The sequence below is a fragment of the Pseudomonas sp. MOIL14HWK12:I1 genome (assembly GCF_000510705.1).
Classification (GTDB): Bacteria; Pseudomonadota; Gammaproteobacteria; order Pseudomonadales; family Pseudomonadaceae; genus Chryseomonas; species Chryseomonas oryzihabitans.
Genome location: NZ_AZNY01000003.1, coordinates 406,140 through 425,736 on the forward strand (window position 1 = coordinate 406,140; position 19,597 = coordinate 425,736).

The 19,597-nt window shown below is 67.7% G+C and carries 19 protein-coding genes and 2 pseudogenes; 11 read left to right on the plus strand and 10 right to left on the minus strand.

Going from position 1 to position 19,597, the window contains the following annotated elements; genetic code table 11:
• Positions 1 to 74: 74 nt before the first annotated feature.
• From PSEK12I1_RS0101825 to PSEK12I1_RS0101835, 3 genes are all read left to right on the plus strand, one after another.
• Positions 75 to 659, plus strand: coding sequence for a DNA-3-methyladenine glycosylase I (locus tag PSEK12I1_RS0101825; RefSeq protein ID WP_027600507.1), 585 nt, complete (start codon positions 75 to 77; stop codon positions 657 to 659).
• A gap of 90 nt (positions 660 to 749) precedes the next feature.
• Positions 750 to 1,637, plus strand: coding sequence for a lysophospholipid acyltransferase (locus tag PSEK12I1_RS0101830; protein ID WP_027600508.1), 888 nt, complete (start codon positions 750 to 752; stop codon positions 1,635 to 1,637).
• Positions 1,638 to 1,805: 168 nt separating this feature from the next.
• Positions 1,806 to 2,078 (plus strand): PilZ domain-containing protein, encoded by a 273-nt coding sequence (locus PSEK12I1_RS0101835; RefSeq protein ID WP_007160145.1) that lies wholly within the window; start codon positions 1,806 to 1,808, stop codon positions 2,076 to 2,078.
• Here PSEK12I1_RS0101835 and PSEK12I1_RS0101840 read toward each other — a convergent pair.
• From PSEK12I1_RS0101840 to def, 4 genes are read right to left on the minus strand one after another with little or no spacing between them, the layout of a single operon-like run.
• Positions 2,069 to 2,386 (minus strand): tetratricopeptide repeat protein, encoded by a 318-nt coding sequence (locus PSEK12I1_RS0101840; protein WP_027600509.1) that lies wholly within the window; start codon positions 2,384 to 2,386, stop codon positions 2,069 to 2,071. The genes PSEK12I1_RS0101835 and PSEK12I1_RS0101840 overlap by 10 nt on opposite strands.
• Positions 2,387 to 2,397: 11 nt before the next feature.
• Positions 2,398 to 3,699, minus strand: coding sequence for a 16S rRNA (cytosine(967)-C(5))-methyltransferase RsmB (rsmB, locus tag PSEK12I1_RS0101845; protein ID WP_027600510.1), 1,302 nt, complete (start codon positions 3,697 to 3,699; stop codon positions 2,398 to 2,400).
• On the minus strand, positions 3,696 to 4,640 hold the full coding sequence (gene fmt, locus PSEK12I1_RS0101850) for a methionyl-tRNA formyltransferase (protein ID WP_027598733.1): 945 nt from the start codon (positions 4,638 to 4,640) through the stop codon (positions 3,696 to 3,698). Before fmt ends, rsmB begins: the two co-directional genes overlap by 4 nt.
• A 58-nt stretch (positions 4,641 to 4,698) precedes the next feature.
• Entirely contained in the window at positions 4,699 to 5,205 is a 507-nt protein-coding gene (gene def, locus PSEK12I1_RS0101855) for a peptide deformylase (RefSeq protein ID WP_007160149.1), read from the minus strand.
• A 231-nt stretch (positions 5,206 to 5,436) separates the two neighbouring features.
• Between def and PSEK12I1_RS0101860 the strand changes: the two genes are divergently transcribed.
• The 3 genes from PSEK12I1_RS0101860 to PSEK12I1_RS0101870 all read left to right on the plus strand — a co-directional run bounded on the left by PSEK12I1_RS0101860 (position 5,437) and on the right by PSEK12I1_RS0101870 (position 8,224).
• Positions 5,437 to 6,468 (plus strand): LysM peptidoglycan-binding domain-containing protein, encoded by a 1,032-nt coding sequence (locus tag PSEK12I1_RS0101860; RefSeq protein ID WP_027598734.1) that lies wholly within the window; start codon positions 5,437 to 5,439, stop codon positions 6,466 to 6,468.
• A gap of 51 nt (positions 6,469 to 6,519) precedes the next feature.
• On the plus strand, positions 6,520 to 7,605 hold the full coding sequence (dprA, locus tag PSEK12I1_RS0101865) for a DNA-processing protein DprA (RefSeq protein ID WP_027600511.1): 1,086 nt from the start codon (positions 6,520 to 6,522) through the stop codon (positions 7,603 to 7,605).
• Between the two features lie 64 nt (positions 7,606 to 7,669).
• Entirely contained in the window at positions 7,670 to 8,224 is a 555-nt protein-coding gene (locus tag PSEK12I1_RS0101870; protein ID WP_027600512.1) for an L-threonylcarbamoyladenylate synthase, read from the plus strand.
• Position 8,225: 1 nt separating this feature from the next.
• Here PSEK12I1_RS0101870 and PSEK12I1_RS25150 read toward each other — a convergent pair whose 3' ends face one another.
• From PSEK12I1_RS25150 to PSEK12I1_RS0101880, 4 genes and pseudogenes are all read right to left on the minus strand, one after another.
• Positions 8,226 to 8,684, minus strand: a complete 459-nt coding sequence (locus tag PSEK12I1_RS25150) for a response regulator (RefSeq protein ID WP_371099477.1) — start codon at positions 8,682 to 8,684, stop codon at positions 8,226 to 8,228.
• Positions 8,685 to 8,927: pseudogene (locus PSEK12I1_RS25155) on the minus strand (ATP-binding protein); the annotation flags it as partial.
• A gap of 198 nt (positions 8,928 to 9,125) precedes the next feature.
• Positions 9,126 to 11,609: pseudogene (locus PSEK12I1_RS0101875) on the minus strand (PAS domain S-box protein); the annotation flags it as partial.
• 157 nt (positions 11,610 to 11,766) lie between these two features.
• Positions 11,767 to 12,744, minus strand: a complete 978-nt coding sequence (locus PSEK12I1_RS0101880) for an NADPH:quinone reductase (RefSeq protein ID WP_027598738.1) — start codon at positions 12,742 to 12,744, stop codon at positions 11,767 to 11,769.
• Positions 12,745 to 12,887: 143 nt separating this feature from the next.
• Between PSEK12I1_RS0101880 and hemF the strand changes: the two genes are divergently transcribed.
• A complete protein-coding gene (gene hemF, locus PSEK12I1_RS0101885; protein ID WP_027598739.1) occupies positions 12,888 to 13,817 on the plus strand; it encodes an oxygen-dependent coproporphyrinogen oxidase in 930 nt (309 codons plus the stop codon).
• Positions 13,818 to 13,821: 4 nt separating this feature from the next.
• A complete protein-coding gene (aroE, locus tag PSEK12I1_RS0101890; protein ID WP_027600514.1) occupies positions 13,822 to 14,637 on the plus strand; it encodes a shikimate dehydrogenase in 816 nt (271 codons plus the stop codon).
• Positions 14,638 to 14,880: 243 nt separating this feature from the next.
• On the opposite strand, the gene PSEK12I1_RS0101895 is transcribed toward aroE, so the two are convergent.
• Positions 14,881 to 15,306, minus strand: a complete 426-nt coding sequence (locus PSEK12I1_RS0101895) for a hypothetical protein (protein WP_027600515.1) — start codon at positions 15,304 to 15,306, stop codon at positions 14,881 to 14,883.
• A gap of 71 nt (positions 15,307 to 15,377) precedes the next feature.
• On the opposite strand from PSEK12I1_RS0101895, the gene PSEK12I1_RS0101900 reads away from it, so the two are divergent.
• Entirely contained in the window at positions 15,378 to 15,728 is a 351-nt protein-coding gene (locus tag PSEK12I1_RS0101900; RefSeq protein WP_027600516.1) for a MerR family transcriptional regulator, read from the plus strand.
• 567 nt (positions 15,729 to 16,295) lie between these two features.
• Here PSEK12I1_RS0101900 and PSEK12I1_RS0101905 read toward each other — a convergent pair.
• On the minus strand, positions 16,296 to 16,847 hold the full coding sequence (locus PSEK12I1_RS0101905) for a gamma carbonic anhydrase family protein (protein ID WP_027600517.1): 552 nt from the start codon (positions 16,845 to 16,847) through the stop codon (positions 16,296 to 16,298).
• 44 nt (positions 16,848 to 16,891) lie between these two features.
• Between PSEK12I1_RS0101905 and prlC the strand changes: the two genes are divergently transcribed.
• Positions 16,892 to 18,988 carry an oligopeptidase A gene (gene prlC, locus PSEK12I1_RS0101910; RefSeq protein ID WP_145248973.1) on the plus strand — a complete coding sequence of 699 codons (2,097 nt, stop codon included), beginning with the start codon at positions 16,892 to 16,894 and terminating at the stop codon, positions 18,986 to 18,988.
• On the plus strand, positions 18,985 to 19,257 hold the full coding sequence (locus tag PSEK12I1_RS0101915; protein ID WP_027598745.1) for a YheV family putative zinc ribbon protein: 273 nt from the start codon (positions 18,985 to 18,987) through the stop codon (positions 19,255 to 19,257). Before prlC ends, PSEK12I1_RS0101915 begins: the two co-directional genes overlap by 4 nt.
• The last annotated feature ends 340 nt before the right edge of the window (positions 19,258 to 19,597 follow it).

Here is a 19,597-nt window from a genome sequence, read left to right on the forward strand (position 1 = left end):
GCGGTTATGACTCGCCTCCGCTGTCGGGCAATTGCGCTAAGGTGAGGCCTTCCCTCCTCGACCGAGTCTTCGCCATGCCGCGTTGCTTCTGGTGCACCGCCGATCCGATGTACATCGAGTATCACGACCACGAATGGGGCGTGCCCCAGCGCGATCCGGCGGTGCTCTTCGAATTCCTCCTGCTGGAGGGCTTCCAGGCCGGACTGTCGTGGATCACCGTGCTGAAGAAGCGCGAGCGCTATCGTCAGGTGCTGCATGGCTTCGATCCCAGGCGCCTGGCGCAGTTGAGCGATGCCGAGATCGCGGTGCTGATGCAGGACCCGGGCATCATCCGCAATGGCGCCAAGCTGCGCGCCGCTCGTCAGAATGCCCAGGCCTGGTTGCGCCTCGAAGACCCTGCCGGCTGGCTGTGGTCCTTTGTCGGCGGTACTCCGCGCATCAATCGTTTCCGTGATCGCAGCGAGGTGCCGGCGATCACCCCGGAAGCCGAGGCCATGAGCAAGGCGCTCAAGCGGGCCGGTTTCACCTTTGTCGGGCCGACCATCTGCTATGCCTTCATGCAGGCCATGGGCCTGGTCATGGACCATACCCTCGACTGCGACCGCCATGGCGAATTGGCGTCTGCGTCGGCAGAGCTGCAGGAAAAGTCGAATGTATAGCTGCCAGTTGGCGCGAACCTTACGCTTTCTTAACGTTTCCGGGGGCTGTAGACGGTAAACTGTCTGGGCATTCAGACAGGAGCCCCTCTTTTGGAAAGATTCAAAGGCGCGCTGATGATCGCCTTCCTGCGCCTTTTCGCCCTGCTGCCCTGGCCGCTGGTGCAGCGCCTGGGTGGATTCATCGGCTGGTGCATGTGGAAGCTGCCGACCCGCGCCAGCAAGGTCACCCGCATCAACCTCGCCCACTGTTTTCCCGAACTCGATGCCGCCGGTCTGGAGCGACTGTCGCGCGAGTGCCTGCGCGGCATCGGCAAGACCCTGACCGAAAGCGCCTGCGCCTGGATCTGGTCGCCGAAGCGTTCCTTGCGCCTGGTGCGCGAGGTGGAAGGGATGGACGTCCTGCAGGAAGCCCTGGCCTCCGGCGATGGCGTGGTGGGCATCACCAGCCACCTGGGCAACTGGGAGTTGCTCAACCACTTCTACTGCTCCCACGCCAAGCCGATCATCTTCTACCGGCCGCCCAAGCTCAAGGCGGTGGACGAGCTGCTCAAGCGCCAGCGGGTACAGCTGGGCAATCGGGTGGCGCCCTCCACCCCGGAAGGCATCATCAGCGTGATCAAGGAAGTCCGGCGCGGCGGCGCCGTGGGCATTCCGGCGGATCCCGAGCCGAGTCGCAGCGCCGGCCTCTTCGTGCCCTTCCTCGGCACCACCGCCCTGACCAGCAAGTTCGTGCCCTCGCTGCTGGCGCGCGGCAAGGCCCGTGGGGTGTTCTTCCATGCCGTGCGCCTGGCGGACGGCAGCGGCTACAAGGTGATCCTGGAAGCGGCGCCGCCGGCCATGTACGACCCGGATCCGGAGGTCTCGGTGGCCGCCATGAGCGAGGTGCTGGCCGGCTACGTGCGGCGCTATTCGACCCAGTACATGTGGAGCATGAAGAGGTTCAAGAATCGCCCGGATGGCGAGGAGAAGTGGTACTGAGGTCTAGCGCCCGGGTCCTGCCCGGGCGCTGAGGGGCAGGCGGTGGTCCTATGACCTATCGCTCGGCGCTTCGCCAGCACCGTTCGGTCGGTGCGCGGCTGACAGGCGCCGGGCTTTGCCGGAAGCTGCCAGGACCTCAAGGGAGCGCCTAAGCCAGGGAGTCAGGCGATGAATTCGCGCGATCAGCGCCAGCATACCCGTACCCCGCTCAAGTGCCGGCTATGGATCGCCTATCCGGATGGCGAGATCGTCGGCGAGACCCGCGACCTGTCCGATGGCGGCGTCTATGTGGTGCACCCCGAGCTGACCCGGCTGCCGCAGGGCACCCGCGTGGTCGGCCAGGTGCTCGATCTGCCGATCGAAGCGCCCAAGGTGACCATGGAAGTCATGCGCACCGACGGTGACGGCGCGGGCCTCAGATTCCTGCGCGATCAGGACTGAGCGCGGCGCGCCAGGCGCTTGAGAAACACCGTCATCTCCTTTTCCGCCTGCTTGTCGCCCTTGGCCTGCGCCGCCTGCAGGCCCTGGGTCCAGGCCGCTTCGGCGCTGGCCAGGTCGCCACTCCCCTCATGGGCCTTGCCCAGCAGTTTCCAGGCCGCCGAATAGGCCGGATCGAATTCGACGCAGCGCGCCAGGTGCTCGATCGCCCGGACGGGCTCTCCGGCATCCAGATAGCCCTTGCCCAGACCGAATCTGAGCAGGGCGTTGTCCTGGCCGCGGGCGAGCATCTTTTCCAGGGATTCGAGCATGGTGAGGTCTCCTACTTGGCGATCTTGATCAGCTTGCAGTAATAGAAGCCGTCATGGCCGTCGGGCTGCGGCAGGAGCTGGCGACCATGGGGCTGGGCAAGGCCCCAGGTAGCGGGGATATCCAGTTCGCGGGCGCCGGGGGTGCGGGCGAGAAAGGCGGCGAGGTTGCTGCTGTTTTCTTCCGGTAGCACCGAACAGGTGGCATAGACCAGGATGCCGCCCACCTCCAGCGTCGGCCAGAGGGCGTCCAGCAATTCGCCCTGCAGCTGCACCAGGGGCGCTATGTCGCTGGCCTGGCGGGTCAGCTTGATGTCCGGATGGCGGCGGATCACCCCGGTGGCGCTGCAGGGGGCGTCCAGCAGGATGCGCTGGAAGGGCGTGCCGTCCCACCAGTCGGCCACGGCACGGCCATCGGCAGCCAGGGTGCGCGCGGTGAGGCCCAGACGCGCCAGATTCTGCTCGACCCGCTGCAGGCGGCCGGCATCGGCGTCCAGCGCCACCACCTCGGCCAGCCCCGGCTCACGTTCCAGCAGATGGCAGGTCTTGCCCCCGGGCGCGGCGCAGGCGTCCAGCACCCGCTGGCCGGGCGCCAGTTCCAGCAGTTCGGCCGCCAGCTGCGCGGCTTCGTCCTGCACGCTCAAGCGACCCGCGGCAAAACCCGGCAGGGCGGTGACGTCCTGGGGCTGCAGCAGGCGGATGCCGTCGGCGCTGAAGGCGCAGGGCACGGCCTCGATACCGGCGGCGGCCAGCTCGGCCAGATAGGCATCGCGACTGCCCTGGCGGCGATTGACCCTGAGGATCAGCGGCGGGTGCAGGTTGTTGGCCGTGGCGATGGCCTCCCAGTGCTCCGGCCAGCGCGCCTTGAGGGCTTTCTGCAGCCAGCGCGGATGGGCCAGGCGCGCCGCCGGGTCATGCTCCAGGGCCGGCAGCAGGCTGTCGTATTCGCGCTGGGCGCGGCGCAGCACGGCATTGAGCAGGCCCTTGGCCGAGGATTTCTTCAGCTTGTCGACGCAGCCCACCGTCTCGCCGATGGCGGCGTGGGCGGGGATGCGCGTGTGGAACAGCTGGTAGAGCCCGATCAGCAGCAGGGCTTCGAGATCGCGGTCGCCGGCCTTGAAGGGTTTCTGCAGGAGCTTTTCCGCCAGCAGCGACAGGCGCGGCTGCCAGCGGGCGGTGCCGAAGGCGAGATCCTGGGTCAGGGCGCGGTCACGCGGATCGACCTTGGCCAGTTGCTCGGGCAGGCTGCTGCCCAGGGAGGCGCGGCCGGCGAGGACCGCCGCCAGGGCGCGGGTAGCTGCCAGCCGCGGATTCATAGACCCAGCACCTGACCGGGGGCGAAGCGCTCGCGACGGGCGTTGTAGAGATCGGCGAAGCCCAGCGGCTTGCCCCCGGGCAGCTGCAGCCGGGTCAGGCGCAGGGCGCCTTCACCGCAGGCGACCAGCAGGCCGGAGCGATCGGCATCCAGCACCATGCCGGGAACGCCCTGCCCTGCGGCCAGCTCCGCGGCCCAGACCTTGAGCGGTTCGCCGGCCAGGGCGGTGTGGCACAGCGGCCAGGGATCGAAGGCGCGGATACGGCGCTCCAGTTCCACCGCCGGACGGCCCCAGTCCAGCCGGGCCTCGTCCTTGTTGAGCTTGTGCGCATAGGTGGCCAGGTCATCGTCCTGCACCTCGCCCGCCAGGCTGCCGTCGGCCAGACCCGGCAGCGCCTGGACCACGGCGGCGGCGCCCAGGCTGGCCAGGCGATCGTGCAGGCTGCCGCCGGTATCGTCGGCGGTCAGCGGTGTGCTCACCTTGCTCAGCATGGGACCGGTATCCAGACCGGCTTCCATGCGCATCACGGTGACCCCGGATTCGGCATCGCCGGCCTCCAGGGCGCGCTGGATGGGCGCCGCGCCGCGCCAGCGCGGCAGCAGCGAGGCATGGCTGTTGATGCAGCCCAGGCGCGGGATGTCGAGCACCGCCTGGGGCAGGATCAGGCCGTAGGCCACCACCACCAGCAGATCGGGTTCCAGCGCCGCCAGGGTGGCCTGGGCCGCGGGATCGCGCAGGGTCGGCGGCTGCTGCACGGGAATGCCGTGGCTCAGCGCCAGCTGCTTGACCGGACTCATGGCCAGTTTCTGGCCACGCCCGGCGGGGCGATCCGGCTGGGTATAGACAGCGGCGATGGGATAACCGGCATCGATCAGCGCCTGCAGGTGCACGGCGGCGAATTCCGGGGTTCCGGCGAAGACGAGGCGAAGGGATCTGGACATGGCGGACCTGGCGGAAAGGGCGAGCGGCGGACGCCGAAGACGCCGTCCGCCAGGGCGATCAGGCCTTGTGGCGCTGCTGCTTTTCGAGCTTCTTCTTGATGCGATCGCGCTTGAGCGGCGACAGGTAGTCGACGAACAGCTTGCCGTCGAGGTGATCGATCTCGTGCTGGATGCACACCGCCAGCAGGCCGTCGCATTCCAGCTCGAAGGGCTTGCCGTCGCGATCCAGGGCCTTGACCCGGACGCGCTCGGGGCGGCAGACCTTTTCGTAGAAGCCGGGAATCGACAGGCAGCCTTCCTGATACTCGCCCAGTTCCTGGGTGAGCGGCTCGGCCTCGGGATTGATGAAGACCAGCGGCTCGCTCTTGTCTTCGCTGACGTCGATCACCACCAGGCGGCGATGCACGTTGACCTGGGTGGCGGCCAGACCGATGCCGGGCGCTTCGTACATGGTCTCGAACATGTCGTCGATGGTCTGGCGCAGGGCGTCGTCCACCGTGTCGATGGGCTTGGCGACGGTGCGCAGGCGGGGATCGGGGAATTCGAGGATGTCTAGGATCGCCATGGCGTTGAGGGCACTTGTGGAATACAGTCAAGGGGCGCTGCTAAGATGCCGCAGCGTTGTTTCCACCCGGCTCGGGCTGGTCCCGAGTGGTGGATGACGTCGGTCGACGGGGATGAGCGCCTGCGCTGCCCGGTGCCGACAAAGGTGGCGATCAGGGCACGACTGGGGCGATTCCCCGACGTTTGCGTGAAGACGGTTCTTCAAGGCCAAGAGTGTAAAGGGATTCGACGCATGAGGAAATCTTTGTTCGCCCTGCTGCTGGTTGCAGGGGGCGCCCTGCAGTCGGCGTACGCAGCGGTCACCCTGCGTCAGGATCACCCGGAAAGCTACACCGTGGTTCGCGGCGATACCCTCTGGGACATCTCCGCCAGATTCCTCAGCAAACCCTGGGAATGGCCGGAGATCTGGCAGGCCAATCCGCAGATCAAGAATCCCCATCTCATCTATCCCGGCGACACCCTGGTACTGAGCTATGTCGACGGTCAGCCGCGCCTGCAGCTCAACCGCGGCGCCTCGCGCGGCACGGTCAAGCTGTCGCCCACGGTGCGCAGCACGCCCATCGCCGAAGCCATCCCGGCCATTCCGCTGGAAGCGGTCAACAGCTTCCTCTTGCAGAATCGCGCCATCGATTCGGCCGAACAGTTCCAGGCGGCGCCCTATGTGGTGGCCGGCAACGCCGAGCGGGTGGTGAGCGGCGCCGGCGATCGCATCTATGTGCGCGGCAAGCTGCAGCCGGGGGTCTCGGCCTATGGCATCTACCGCCAGGGCAAGACCTATGTCGATCCCAAGACCGGCGCCTTCCTCGGCATCAATGGCGACTTCATCGGCAGCGCCGATCTGGTCGCCCAGGAGGGCGACATCGCCACCCTGCGCCTGACCCGCACCACCCAGGAGGTGCGCCTGGGCGACCGGCTGTTCCCCACCGAGGAGCGGCTGGTGAACTCCACCTTCATGCCCAGCGCCCCGGCCCGCGACATCAACGGCCTGATCCTCGATGTGCCGCGTGGCGTCACCCAGGTCGGCCAGTTCGATGTGGTGACCCTCAACAAGGGCGCTCGTGACGGCCTGGCCGAGGGCAACGTGCTGGCGGTCTACAAGACCGGCGAGACGGTGCGTGATCGCATCACCGGCGAGCTGGTGAAGATCCCCGACGAGCGCGCCGGCCTGCTGATGGTGTTTCGCACCTACGACAAGATCAGCTACGGCCTGATCCTGACCGCCACCCGCCAGCTGGCGATCATGGACAAGGTGCGCAACCCCTAACCCCCTCCCGGGTCGCCAGGACGGCGACCGGCCACCCTCAAGGACGACACCATGGCCAGCTTCTCCCCTGCCGAGCTGGACGCTCGGCTGCGCCTGCACGCACTCCCCGAACTCGGCGCCGTGCGCCAGCGCCTGCTGCTGGACGCCTTTGGCAGCGCCAGCGCCGCCCTCAGTGCCCCGGCCTCCGCCTGGCGCGCCCTGCGCCTGCCGGCGGTGGCCGCGGAGGCCCGCCGCAGCCCCGCCACCCGCGAACGGGTCGACCAGGCCTTGGCCTGGCTGGACGGCCCCGAACGCCACCTGCTCTGCCTGGGCGACGAGCGCTATCCGGCGCTGCTCGCCGAGATCGCCGATCCACCCCCGCTGCTGTTCGTCGAAGGACGGATCGAGTTGCTCGAACGGCCGCAACTGGCCCTGGTCGGCAGTCGCCAGGCCAGCGCCCAGGGACTGGACAATGCCCGGCGCTTCGCCCACAGCCTGGCCGCGGCCGGCTTCTGCATCACCAGTGGCCTGGCGCTGGGCATCGATGGCGCGGCGCACCAGGGCGCCCTGGACGCCGGCGGCGGCACGGTCGCCGTGCTCGGCACCGGCCTGCGGCAGCTCTATCCGCGCCGGCACCTGGGGCTCGCCCGGCGCCTGCTGGCCGAGGGCGGCGTGCTGGTCTCGGAGTTGCCACTGGACTGCACGCCCCAGGCCGGCAACTTTCCACGGCGCAACCGGATCATCAGCGGTCTCAGCCTGGGTACCCTGGTGGTGGAGGCCAGTCCTTCCAGCGGTTCGCTGATCACCGCGCGCCTGGCCGCCGAACAGGGCCGCGAGGTGTTCGCCCTGCCCGGCTCCATTCATCATCCCGGGGCTCGCGGCTGTCACCAGCTGATCCGCGAGGGCGCGCAGCTGGTGGAAGGCGTGGAACACATCCTCGAAGCCCTGCAGGGCTGGCGCAGCCTGGCCCCGCTCGCTACCACCGCGGCGGTCGAGGAGCATCCCCTGTTGCGCCAGCTGGCCGCCGGACCGCTCAACAGCGAAGAACTGGCGCGGCTCTGCGAGCTGTCGCTGCCGGAGGTGCTGGTCCAGCTGACCGAGCTGGAGCTGGAAGGCCGGATCGTGGCGCAGCAGGGCAGCTGGTGTCGCCTCGGCTAGCGGGGGATGACTGGCATCGGCGGCGCGCTCGGGTAGACTTCAGGGATTTGGCGGAGGCAAGGCGATGCACAACAGCTGGCGAGTGCGGCAGGCGGCGCGAATCGTGCGCGAGGGGGGCGTCCTGGCCTACCCCACCGAGGCCGTCTGGGGCCTGGGCTGCGATCCCTGGGATCAGGCCGCGGTCTATCGCCTGCTGATGCTCAAGCATCGGCCCATGGAAAAGGGTCTGATCCTGGTGGCCGACAACATCCGCCAGTTCGACTTCCTGCTGCACGATCTGCCGGAAGAGTCCCTGGCCAAGCTGGCCAGCACCTGGCCGGGGCCCAACACCTGGCTGGTGCCGCACCACAATCGCCTGCCCGGCTGGGTGACCGGCGCCCACGCCACCGTGGCATTGCGAGTCTCCGAGCATCCCCTGGTGGGCGAACTCTGCGCCCTGACCGGGCCGCTGATCTCCACCTCGGCCAATCCCGCCGGTCGCCCGGCCGCCCGCACGCGGTTGCGGGTTCAGCAATACTTTCCCAAGGGCCTCGACGGCATCCTCACGGGTGAACTGGGCGGGCGCAAAAATCCCAGCGTGATTCGCGACCTGGTGACCGGCAAGGTCTTCCGACCCTAGGTCAGTCCAGCAGCTGGCGCAGCAACCGCGCCAGGGCATCGATCTGGAACGGCTTGGCCAGCGAGGGCTCGCCGTTCGGCGTCGGGCGCTCGGCGTGACCGCTGACGAACAGCACCGGCAGCTCCGGCCAGCGCTCGCGCAGGCGTCCTGCCAGCTCGGCGCCATCGAGATCCGGCAGGCCGAGATCGGTGATCAGCAGGTCACAGGGCAGGTCGCCGTCGACCAGGGTGAGCGCCGCCGAGGCACTGGCCGCGGTGCGCACGCGATAGCCCAGCTCGGTGAGCATCTCGCGCAGCAGCAGCCGCACCGAGACATCGTCTTCCACCAGCAGCAGGCGTTCGCCCCGACTCTGGGCGATGGCCGCCTGGGGCGTCGCGCTCGCCGCCGGCCGCTCGGGCTGGGCACAGGGCAGCCAGAGACTGACCCGGGTGCCACTGCCCAATTCGCTCTCCAGGGTCACGTGGCCACCGGACTGCTTGATGAAGCCATAGAGCATCGACAGGCCCAGGCCGGTGCCCTGGCCGATGGGCTTGGTGGTGAAGAAGGGATCGAAGGCGCGGTCCACCACCTCGGCGGGCATGCCGCTGCCGGTGTCGGCGATGGTCAGACGCACATAGTCGCCCGGCGGCAGGTCGTGTTCGGCGGCCAGGTCGGTGAGGTGATCAAGGGCGGTTTCCAGGGTCAGCTGGCCGCCCTCGGGCATGGCGTCGCGGGCGTTGATCACCAGATTCAGCAGGGCGTTTTCCAGCTGGTTGGTGTCGGTGCGCGCCGGCGGTAGTTGCAGCGCGAGGCTGCTGCGCAGGCTGATGCGTTCGCCCAGGGTGCGCTGGAAGAGTTCTTCCAGGGACAGGATCAGGTCGTTGACGTCCACCGGCCGCGGGTCGAGGGTCTGCCGGCGCGCGAAGGCCAGCAGCCGATGGGTCAGGGCCGCGGCGCGGGTGGCGGATTGCTCGGCGGTGTCCAGGTAGCGCTGCAGGTTGTCGTGACGACCCTGGTCGAGACGCCGGCGCAGCAACTCCAGGGAACCGCTGATACCGGTGAGCAGGTTGTTGAAGTCGTGGGCGATGCCACCGGTGAGATGGCCGATGGCTTCCATCTTCTGCGCCTGGCGCAGGGCGGCTTCGGCATTCTGCAGGGCCAGGGCGGCATCGTGCTCGACGGTGACGTCGCGGCCGAAGACATAGATGCGTCCGTCGTGATCGGCGGTGGCCTTCCACATCATGTGGCGCCAGGCGCCGTCGCGGGTGCGCAGGCGCCCGGGCAGATCGCTGAGCACCTCGCCGTGGCGCAGGGCGGCCAGACGCGGAAACACCGGTGGATCGTCCGGATGCTCCAGCGAGGTCGGCGGCTGGTGGCGCAACTCCTCGTCGTCCCAGCCCAGGGTGCGGCCCCAGGCGGGGTTGCGGCTGAGCCAGCGTTGTCCCTGGATGACGCCGAGCAGGTCGTCGGCCACGCGCCACATGCGGTCACGCTCGACGGTGCGCTCGTGGACCCGCTGTTCCAGCAATTCGGCCAGGCGCCGCAGGCGGTGCTCGGCCATGCGGATCTCGCTGACGTCGGTGTGCACGCCCACCCATTCGCAGACCACGCCGTTCTCCCGCACCGGCAGGGCGCGCACGCTGAAGGTGCGCCACTGGCCGTCGCGACAGCGCAGGCGGTGTTCGTCGTGGAAGTCCACCTGCTGCTGCACCGCCAGGCGCCAGCGACGCAGGGTGCGGGATGAGTCTTCGGGATGCAGGGCATCGGCCCAGCCGTCCTGCTGATACTGGGCATAGCTCTGCCCGGTCAGGGTGCTCCAGGCGAGTTGTTCGCCAAGCAGATGGCCCTGGGCATTGGTGGTCCAGACCACCCCCTGCACCGCCTCCACGGCATTGCGGAAGCGCTGGTTGGACAGGTGCAGCGCGGCTTCGGCCTGCTTGCGCTGGGTGAGATCGACCACCACCAGGCTTACCGACAGTTCCTGGCCGATTTCCGATTGCAGCGGCGAGCCATGCAGACTGACCCAGACCACCGAACCGTCGGGGCGCAGGAAACGCTGGTCCAGCTTGAAGCTGTCGCCGCGCTCGCGCAGGGTGTCGAGATGGCGCTCCAGGACGGCCCGATCCTCGGGATGGGTCTGGGCCTGCAGGGTCTGTTCCAGCACCCCCACCTCGTTGCGATCGAGCAATTCGCAATAGCGTCGATTGGCGAGCAGGATGCGCCCGCGGGCGTCGGTCTGGCAGATGCCGACCGCCGCCTGGTTGATCAGGCTGGCCAGGCGCGCGCTGTGTTCGCGCAGGGCGGTTTCCGCATCGACCCGCTGCTGGACGTCATCGAACAGGGTGACCGAGGCGATCACCTCGCCGGTGGCCGAGCGGACCGGTGCGCTGGATACTTCCAGCAGCCGGATGCTGCCGTCGGGTCGCCGATAGCGCATCAACTCGGGCGCCACTGCCTGGCCGCTGCGCAGCACCCGTACCGTGGGATAGTCGTCCACCGCATAGGGCTGACCATTGGCGTGCAGGGCGCCGATAGCGCCATAGCGCTCGTCCAGCGTCTCGCCGGCCGGACGCTTGCCGAGGAGGATGTCGACCCGGTCGTTGAGCATCACCGCTTCTTCGCTGCCGGCCTCGGTGATGGAGATGCCCAGGGGTGCCTGCTGCAGCACGCTGGCCAACAGGCCCTGTTCCAGCGACAGGCGCCGTTCGAGGTGTCGGGCCTGATCCTGGGTCTGCTGCCGCACCAGCAGGGCACCCAGCAGCAGGGCCAACTGATCCAGCAGCAGCCGGGTGTCCGCCTCGACGGCGCTGCCCAGCTGCAGATAGCCCAGGGGCTGAGTGGCCGGGCCGAATGGGATGAGCAACTGACCCGTTGGCGGACTGCCGGCCTCGGCCACGGACAGCAGCCGCGCCTGGGGATCGTCGGTCAGGTCGCGCAGGGCCTGGGTGGCGCACAGCCGCAGGGCGGCGAGATCCGTGGTGCCGCTGAGACGCCGTGACCATTCGCCGAGCGCCTGCAGGCGTTGCGGCAGGTCGCGCTCGGCACTGCGCCGGGCGGCAAACCGGGCCCGGCTCGCCGGGGCCTGCCAGACGTGCAGCAGCCAGCCCACGGGGACATCCGCCCGGCGCAGCGGCACCAGGTGCAGGTCGAGGCGTACCAGGTGACCGTCGCGGTGGCGCAGGCCCTGGGTCTGGCAGCGTTCGAGGGCAGTCAGCCAGCCGTCGGCCGGCGGCTCCGGGAGCAGCAGGCCGACGATGGATTCACCGAGCCAGTCCTGCGCCGTCCAGCCCAGCAGCCGGGCGACGGCCGGGCACCACTGCCCGATCCGCCCGTCGGCGGTCAGGGTGATCAGCGCCGTGTCCGTGGCGGTGTCGAGCAGGCTGGCGAGGGGGCTGGAGATAGGCATGACAAGGGCAGCGATCCGGCCGATTCTTGAAAGAACGTCAAGGCCGTGACGACCTGACTGTCCGACATAGACCGGCGTTTACCCCCGTCGTGCCGCCTGGCTGCGGGAAACTTAATGGCCGTCACGATTTCCCGGCCAGGCGTGCGGGCGTTTTGCCTCAGGGCAGCAGGATGGTCGAGCCGCTGGTCTCGCGACCCGACAGCGCCCGATGCGCCTCCTGCACCTCGGCCAGTGGATAGCGCCGACCGATGTCCACCTGGATGCGGCCATCGGTGATCAGCTCGAACAGCTGATCGGCCATGTCCTGCAGGGCCTCGGGCGAGGCGGCGTAGGTGGCCAGGGTCGGCCGGGTGACATAGAGCGAGCCTTTCTGCGAGAGGATCCCCAGGTTGACCCCGGTGACCGCGCCGGAGGCGTTGCCGAAGCTGACCATCAGGCCGCGGGGCGCCAGACAGTCCAGCGACATTTCCCAGGTGTCCTTGCCGACGCCGTCGTAGACCACCGGCACCTTGGCCCCGTCGGTCAATTCGCGGACCCGTGCCGGGACGTCTTCCTGGCGATAGTCGATCACCGCCCAGGCGCCCAGCGCCTTGGCCTTTTCCAGCTTTTCCGGCGAGCCGGCGGTACCGATCAGGCGCACGCCCAGGGCCTTGGCCCACTGGCAGGCCAGGGAGCCGACGCCGCCGGCCGCGGCATGGAACAGCACGGTGTCGCCGGCCTGCAGCGGATAGGTCTGGCGCAGCAGGTACTGCACCGTCAGCCCCTTGAGCATGACCGCGGCGCCCTGCTCGAAGGACACCGCTTCCGGCAGGTGCACCAGATGCCGCTCGGGCAGCACATGGACCTCGGCATAGGCGCCCAGCGGGCCGGTGGCATAGGCCACGCGGTCGCCGGCCTTGAAGCGGGTGACCGCACTGCCGACCGCTTCCACCACCCCGGCGCCCTCGGTGCCCAGGCCGGAGGGCAGCGACGGCGGCGGATAGAGGCCGCTGCGGTAGTAGGTCTCGATGAAGTTGAGACCGATGGCATGGTTGCGCACCTGCACCTCGTCGGGGCCGGGCGCGGCGGGTTCGAAATCCACAAGTTCGAGTACTTCGGGACCACCGGTGCGGCTGAACTGGATGCGCTGGGCCATGCTTGAGTATCTCCTGGTTGGAGCCCTTGGCCGGGCTCTCTTGGGGTGAGCCTTCATCCAAACCGCAACCGCGGGCCGCGTCAACCGGTCGGATACGGGTGTTATGCTCTCCGCCCTCCCCGCCTGTTGTGGAAATCCTTGCGATGAATCCCTCCCTGGAGGCCGTCAAGGCCTATCTGCTCGATCTGCAGGAGCGCATCTGCGCCGCACTGGAAGCCGAGGATGGCGCCGCCGCTTTTGTCGAAGACGCCTGGACCCGGCCGACCGGCGGTGGTGGCCGCACCCGGGTGATCGCCGAGGGCGCCCTGCTGGAAAAGGGCGGCGTGAATTTCTCCCATGTGCATGGCGACAGCCTGCCGCCCTCGGCCAGCGCCCATCGCCCGGAACTGGCCGGGCGCAGCTTCGAGGCCATGGGCGTCTCCCTGGTGATGCACCCGCGCAATCCCCATATCCCCACCGCCCATGCCAATGTGCGCTTCTTTCTGGCCGAAAAGCCCGGCGAGGCGCCGGTCTGGTGGTTCGGCGGCGGTCTCGACCTCACCCCCTACTACGGCAACGAGGCCGACTGCGTGCACTGGCACCAGGTCTGCCATGACGCCTGCGCGCCCTTCGGCGCCGACGTCTATCCGCGCTACAAGGCCTGGTGCGACCGCTATTTCCACCTCAAGCACCGTGGCGAGCCGCGCGGCATCGGTGGCCTGTTCTTCGATGACCTGAACGACTGGGACTTCGAGACCTGCTTCGCCTTCCAGCGCGCCATCGGCGATGCCTTCGTCGACGCCTACCTGCCCATCGTCCAGCGTCGCCGCCACCAGCCGTACAGCGAGGCCGAGCGGGAATTCCAGGCCTATCGCCGCGGCCGCTACGTGGAATTCAACCTGGTCTATGACCGCGGTACCCTGTTCGGCCTGCAATCCGGCGGGCGCACCGAGTCCATCCTCATGTCGCTGCCGCCCGAGGTGCGCTGGGGCTACGACTGGAAACCCGTGCCCGGCTCGCCGGAAGCGCGCCTGACCGACTTCTTTCTCACCGACCGCGACTGGCTCGCGCTCGCCCCGACGCCTGCAGGATAGACCCATGGATCGCTACGCCGTCTTCGGCAATCCCATCGCCCACAGCAAGTCGCCGCTGATCCACAGCCTGTTCGCCGACCAGACCGGCCAGCGCCTGCACTACGGGACGCTGCTGGCGCCGCTGGACGGCTTCAGCGAAAGCGCCCGCAGCTTCTTCCAGAGCGGCCTGGGCGCCAATGTCACGGTGCCCTTCAAGGAAGAGGCCTACCAGCTGTGCGATGAACTCACCCCCCGTGCGCGCCGCGCCGGGGCGGTGAACACCCTCAAGCGCCAGGCCAACGGTCGCCTGCTCGGCGACAACACCGACGGCGCCGGGCTGGTGCGGGATCTCACGGTCAACGCCGGTCTGCAGCTGGCCGGTCAGCGCGTCCTGGTGCTGGGCGCCGGCGGCGCCGTGCGCGGCGTGCTGGAGCCCTTGCTGGCCTGCAATCCCGGGCAACTGGTGCTGGCCAATCGCACCGAACTCAAGGCGGTGCAACTGGCGCGCGAATTCGCCGAACTGGGGACGATCGAGGTGGCGGCCTTCTCCACCCTGAGAGCGCCCTTCGACGTCATCATCAACGGCACCTCGGCCAGTCTCGGGGGCGGTCGCCCACCGCTGTCGGAAGCGGTGATCGGCCCGCAGACGGTGACCTACGACATGATGTACGGCAAGGACCTCACCCCCTTCAACCGCTGGGCCCTGGACGAGGGTGCCTTCCACACCCTGGACGGCCTGGGGATGCTGGTGGAACAGGCCGCCGAGGCCTTCGAACTCTGGCGCGGCGTGCGCCCCGACAGCGCGCCGGTGCTGGCGGAGTTGCGGCGGCAGCTGGGGTGAGGGGCAAGGCGTGGCTTGTTGGGCGAGGGCCATACTGGACATGCCAAGGCCGCCGTTGCTAGGGGCTCAAATCGCGGCCATGGGCCGCTCCTACGGGATATATAACCGCTGTAGGAGCGGCCCATGGCCGCGATGAGACAGCACAGCAGCGCACGCAGTTAGGAGCAGCCGTATCGGCGGACAGCCATGGCCGCGATTGAGAGTCTTGCTGTGTGGGGTATGGCGAAGCCCGACGGACAGACGTCAGCCCAATACCTGAGGTTGAACGCCGCGGGATACAGGAGACACCGGCCAAGCTTGGGCTATACCGAAGCCGATTTCGAAGACCAGGAACCCCGCCAGCAAGGGACTGGCGCCCTGGTACAGCGCCCAGGCCTGCCAGAGGGCGAACAGGCCCCTGGCGACGGCATCGTAGCGTCCCAGCAGCAGCGAAGGCTTGGCCAGGCGCAGCACGGCCCAGACGCACACCAGAGAGCCAAGCAGATTGCCCAGCAGCAGGGCTTCCGGCGGGAATGCCGCCAGGGGCGCCAGGCCCAGTGCCTGGCCGAGCTCGTCGAGCTGTCGTAGCAGCCAGGCGAGACTCCAGGGGGTGGCAAAGGGCGCGGTGACCAGCAGATCATAGAGGGCGCTGGCACGGACCAGTCGCAGATAGGGCGCAAGCTTCCACATGGACGGACTTCCTTGAACGAGAGGAAGTCCAGTGTCGACCCTGGAGCAAGGTCCAGGGTCAAGGAGAACGGATGCGGATCGGCACCCTCGCCCAGGCCACCGGCCTGAGTCGCGACACCCTGAGATTCTACGAGCGCCGGGGACTGCTCCAGGCGCGGCGGCGGGCCAACGGCTATCGCGACTATCCGCCCGAAGCCGTGGAATGGCTGGGCTATATCCGCACCGCCCAGCGACTGGGTTTCAGCCTGCAGGAAATCGCCGCCAACCTTGAGGACGTCGAGCGCGCCGCCGATCCGGATGCCTATCTGCAAGAACTGCTGCGCGACAAGCTCAGGGTCATAGAGGCGCGCATCGACGAATTGCAGGCGTTGCGTGGGGTGCTGTATTCGCGCTTGGGTGAAGCCTGTCCGCTGCGGGGGTAGCCGAGCGTTGGGCTTCGCTGCGCTCAAGCCAACCTACCAACTGGAGATGGCCGCCTGCTCTGACAGCCCCCTCTCCCCTTGGGAAAGGGTTGGGTGAGGGCGTACCCGCGCAATGAAGGCACCCGTGGAAAAGGCTGCGCCGTTTTCCACGCTACGGTGCTATTGCACCAGGTGCCGTTCCTACGGGCTGGGTATAACGGCTGATCGTAATCGGGCCGGAGATGCTGGAGATGGCCGCCTGCTCTGATAGCCCCCTCTCCCCTTGGGAGAGGGTTGGGGTGAGGGCGCGCTGCACGCCACGAAGTCACCCGTGGAAAAGGCTGCGCCGTTTTCCACGCTACGGTGCTATTGCGCCAGGTGCCGTTCCTACGGGCTGGGTATAACGGCTGATCGTAATCGGGCCGGAGATGCTGGAGATGGCCGCCTGCTCTGATAGCCCCTTCTCCCCTTGGGAGAGGGTTGGGGTGAGGGCGCGCTGTACGCCACGAAGGCACCTGTGGAAAAGGCCGCGCCGTTTTCCACGCTACGGTGCTGCACTCAACCCAACCCGACCAGTTATCGCAACGCTTACGCCCCCTCCTCCCCATACCCCTCGGCCAGGTGCTGGTCCTTGAGCTTCACGTAGTTGCCGGCGCTGTAGGTGAAGAAGGCGCGTTCCTTTTCCTCCAGCGGTCGCACCTGCTTGACCGGGCGACCGACGTAGAGATGGCCGCCTTCCAGCCGCTTGCCCGGCGGGACCAGGCTGCCGGCGCCGATCACCACGTCATCCTCCACCACCGCGCCGTCCATGACGATGCTGCCCATGCCCACCAGCACCCGGTCGCCGATCGTGCAGCCGTGCAGGGTCACCTGGTGGCCGACGGTGACGTCGTTGCCGATCAGCAGGGGATAGCCCTCCGGATTGAAGGGCCCGGCGTGGGTGATGTGCAGCACGCTGCCGTCCTGGATGCTGGTGCGGGCGCCGATCTGGATGCGGTGCATGTCGCCACGGATCACCGTCAACGGCCATATCGAGCTGTCTGCACCGAGGGTCACGTCGCCGATCACCACCGCGGTGGCGTCGACGAAGGCGCGTTCGCCCAGTTGCGGGGTCTTACCCTGGAAGGTCCTTATGGTCACGATAGATACCTTTTCTCGTCGGAAGGGTCTTGAGACCTATTAGGATGGGCTCCATATATAACTGTCAAAGCCATCGCCCCGAGGGGAACGCCGTGAGCGCCAGCAATCCGCTGCTTCAGTCCCATGACCTGCCGCCCTTTTCCGCCATCAAGCCCGAGCACGTCGAGCCGGCCATAGACACCATCCTCGCTGAGAACCGTGCCGCCCTGGCCAAGCTGCTGGAGACCCAGAAGGAACACCCCACCTGGGCTGGCCTGGTGCTGGCGATGGACGAGCTGAACGATCGCCTGGGCCAGGCCTGGAGCCCCATCGGCCACCTCAACGCCGTATGCAACAGCGCCGAGTTGCGCGCCGCCTACGAGGCCTGCCTGCCCAAGCTGTCGGCCTATTCCACCGAGATCGGCCAGAACAAGGACCTCTTCCAGGCCTACAGCCGCCTGGCCGAGAGCGAGGAAGCCAAGGGCTTCGACGTCGGTCAGAAGACCACCCTGGAACACGCCCTGCGCGACTTCCGCCTGTCCGGCATCGACCTGCCGCCAGCCGAGCAGCAGCGCTATGCCGCCATCCAGGCGCGCAAGTCCGAGCTGGGAAGCAAGTTCTCCAACCAGTTGCTCGACGCGACGCAGGCCTGGACCAAGCACCTCACCGACGAAGCCGCCCTCGCCGGCCTGCCCGAGTCGGCCAAGGCCCAGCTGCAGGCCGCCGCCCAGGCCAAGGAGCTGGACGGCTGGCTGGTGACCCTGGAATTCCCCAGCTACTACGCGGTGATGACCTACGCCGACGACCGCGCCCTGCGTGAAGAGGTCTACGCCGCCTATGCCACCCGCGCCTCCGAACAGGGTCCCGACGCCGGCCAGTTCGACAACGGCCCGGTGATGGAGGAATTGCTCGACCTGCGCCAGGAACTGGCGCGCCTGCTGGGCTACGCCAACTACGCCGAGCTGTCGCTGGCCACCAAGATGGCCGAGAGCAGCGACCAGGTGCTGGGTTTCCTGCGCGACCTCGCCGTGCGCTCCAAGCCCTTCGCCCAGCGCGACCTGGAAGAACTGCGCGCCTTCGCCGCCGAACAGGGCGTCCAGGACCTGCAGAGCTGGGACACCGGCTACTTCGCCGAAAAGTTGCGCCAGCAGCGCTATTCGCTGTCCCAGGAAGAGGTCCGTGCCTGGTTCCCGGTGGACAAGGTGCTGTCCGGCCTGTTCGCCACGGTGCAGAAGCTCTATGGCATCGAGATCGCCGAGTTGCGCGACTTCGAGAAGTGGCATCCGGACGTGCGCCTGTTCGAGATCAAGGAGAACGGCAGCTCCATCGGCCGCTTCTATTTCGATCTCTATGCCCGCGCCAACAAGCGTGGCGGCGCCTGGATGGACGGCGCCCGTGACAAGCGCCGCGATGCCCAGGGTCGGCTGATCGATCCGGTGGCCTACCTGGTCTGCAACTTCACCCCGGCCAGCCCCGGCAAGCCGGCGCTGCTGACCCATGACGAGGTGACCACCCTCTTCCACGAATTCGGCCATGGCCTGCACCACCTGCTGACCCGCGTCGAACATGCCAGCGTTTCCGGCATCAACGGCGTGGCCTGGGACGCGGTGGAGCTGCCCAGCCAGTTCATGGAGAACTGGTGCTGGGAGCCCGAGGGCCTGGCGCTGATCTCCGGCCACTACGAGACCGGTGAGCCGCTGCCCCAGGAGCTGCTGGACAAGATGCTGGCGGCCAAGAACTTCCAGTCCGGCCTGATGATGCTGCGCCAGCTGGAATTCTCGCTGTTCGACTTCGAGCTGCACGCCAGCCACGGCGACGGTCGTAGCGTACGCGAGGTGCTGGAAGGCATCCGCGACGAGATCTCGGTGGTGCGTCCGCCGGCCTACAACCGCTTCCCCAACAGCTTCGCGCACATCTTCGCCGGTGGTTATGCGGCGGGTTACTACAGCTACAAGTGGGCCGAGGTGCTGTCCGCCGATGCCTTCGCCAAGTTCGAGGAAGAAGGCGTCTTCAACCCCGAAACCGGGCGGGCCTTCCGCGAAGCCATCCTGGCCCGCGGCGGCTCCCAGGCCCCCATGGTGCTGTTCGTCGACTTCCGCGGTCGCGAGCCCAGCATCGACGCCCTGCTCCGCCATTCCGGGCTGAGCGAGGAGGCGGCGTGAGCGAGCCGATCCGCAAGAGGTTCATCGCCGGGGCGGTCTGCCCGGCGTGCCAGGCGCAGGACACCCTGAAGATGTGGACCCAGGAGGGCACGCCTCATCGCGAGTGCGTCTCCTGCGGCTACAGCGACACCCTGGACGAGCGCGGCAATTCGGTCCCCAAGGAATTGCCGACGCGAGTCAATATCAGTGCGCTCAAGCCCAAGAAGCCCGATCCCAAGGTGCAGGCCGTGCAGTTCTTTCCCAATCCTAAGCTGAAGAAGCCGGATTAGGCAGCGGTGACCTTCGACAAGACCGCGCCCGGGATCACCCGGGCGCGGTCTTGTTGTTTTTGGGTTGAGTGAAATCGATCCGTATAGGGCTTCTGTAGCGATGAAAACAGGCTTCAGCGCAGGGGGTCTCAAGTTTTATCCACAAAAAGCGGATTCGATAGCCAGCCGATCATCTTTTTAATCCATTGATACCAAAGGCTTTTTATTTGGCCCCTGGCTGAGATTAGGGATTTCCCAGGAAGTTATACCGATTTTATCCCCGATTTATCCACAGGCTGCGCGTCCGTGAATGACCCGGGAGTCTTTTTCCGTGATCGGACTCCAAGGGGATAACCGACAC

What these genes read in the sequence shown, in the direction of transcription:
- dprA (WP_027600511.1), top strand. Translation starts at nt 6,520, where the DNA reads ATGGCCAGCTTCTCCCCTGCCGAGCTGGACGCTCGGCTGCGCCTGCAC.
- PSEK12I1_RS0101860 (WP_027598734.1), top strand. Translation starts at nt 5,437, where the DNA reads ATGAGGAAATCTTTGTTCGCCCTGCTGCTGGTTGCAGGGGGCGCCCTG.
- PSEK12I1_RS0101870 (WP_027600512.1), top strand. Translation starts at nt 7,670, where the DNA reads ATGCACAACAGCTGGCGAGTGCGGCAGGCGGCGCGAATCGTGCGCGAG.
- fmt (WP_027598733.1), bottom strand. Translation starts at nt 4,640, where the DNA reads ATGTCCAGATCCCTTCGCCTCGTCTTCGCCGGAACCCCGGAATTCGCC.
- PSEK12I1_RS0101880 (WP_027598738.1), bottom strand. Translation starts at nt 12,744, where the DNA reads ATGGCCCAGCGCATCCAGTTCAGCCGCACCGGTGGTCCCGAAGTACTC.
- def (WP_007160149.1), bottom strand. Translation starts at nt 5,205, where the DNA reads ATGGCGATCCTAGACATCCTCGAATTCCCCGATCCCCGCCTGCGCACC.
- PSEK12I1_RS0101900 (WP_027600516.1), top strand. Translation starts at nt 15,378, where the DNA reads ATGCGGATCGGCACCCTCGCCCAGGCCACCGGCCTGAGTCGCGACACC.
- prlC (WP_145248973.1), top strand. Translation starts at nt 16,892, where the DNA reads ATGGGCTCCATATATAACTGTCAAAGCCATCGCCCCGAGGGGAACGCC.
- PSEK12I1_RS0101835 (WP_007160145.1), top strand. Translation starts at nt 1,806, where the DNA reads ATGAATTCGCGCGATCAGCGCCAGCATACCCGTACCCCGCTCAAGTGC.
- rsmB (WP_027600510.1), bottom strand. Translation starts at nt 3,699, where the DNA reads ATGAATCCGCGGCTGGCAGCTACCCGCGCCCTGGCGGCGGTCCTCGCC.
- hemF (WP_027598739.1), top strand. Translation starts at nt 12,888, where the DNA reads ATGAATCCCTCCCTGGAGGCCGTCAAGGCCTATCTGCTCGATCTGCAG.
- aroE (WP_027600514.1), top strand. Translation starts at nt 13,822, where the DNA reads ATGGATCGCTACGCCGTCTTCGGCAATCCCATCGCCCACAGCAAGTCG.
- PSEK12I1_RS0101895 (WP_027600515.1), bottom strand. Translation starts at nt 15,306, where the DNA reads ATGTGGAAGCTTGCGCCCTATCTGCGACTGGTCCGTGCCAGCGCCCTC.
- PSEK12I1_RS0101840 (WP_027600509.1), bottom strand. Translation starts at nt 2,386, where the DNA reads ATGCTCGAATCCCTGGAAAAGATGCTCGCCCGCGGCCAGGACAACGCC.
- PSEK12I1_RS0101825 (WP_027600507.1), top strand. Translation starts at nt 75, where the DNA reads ATGCCGCGTTGCTTCTGGTGCACCGCCGATCCGATGTACATCGAGTAT.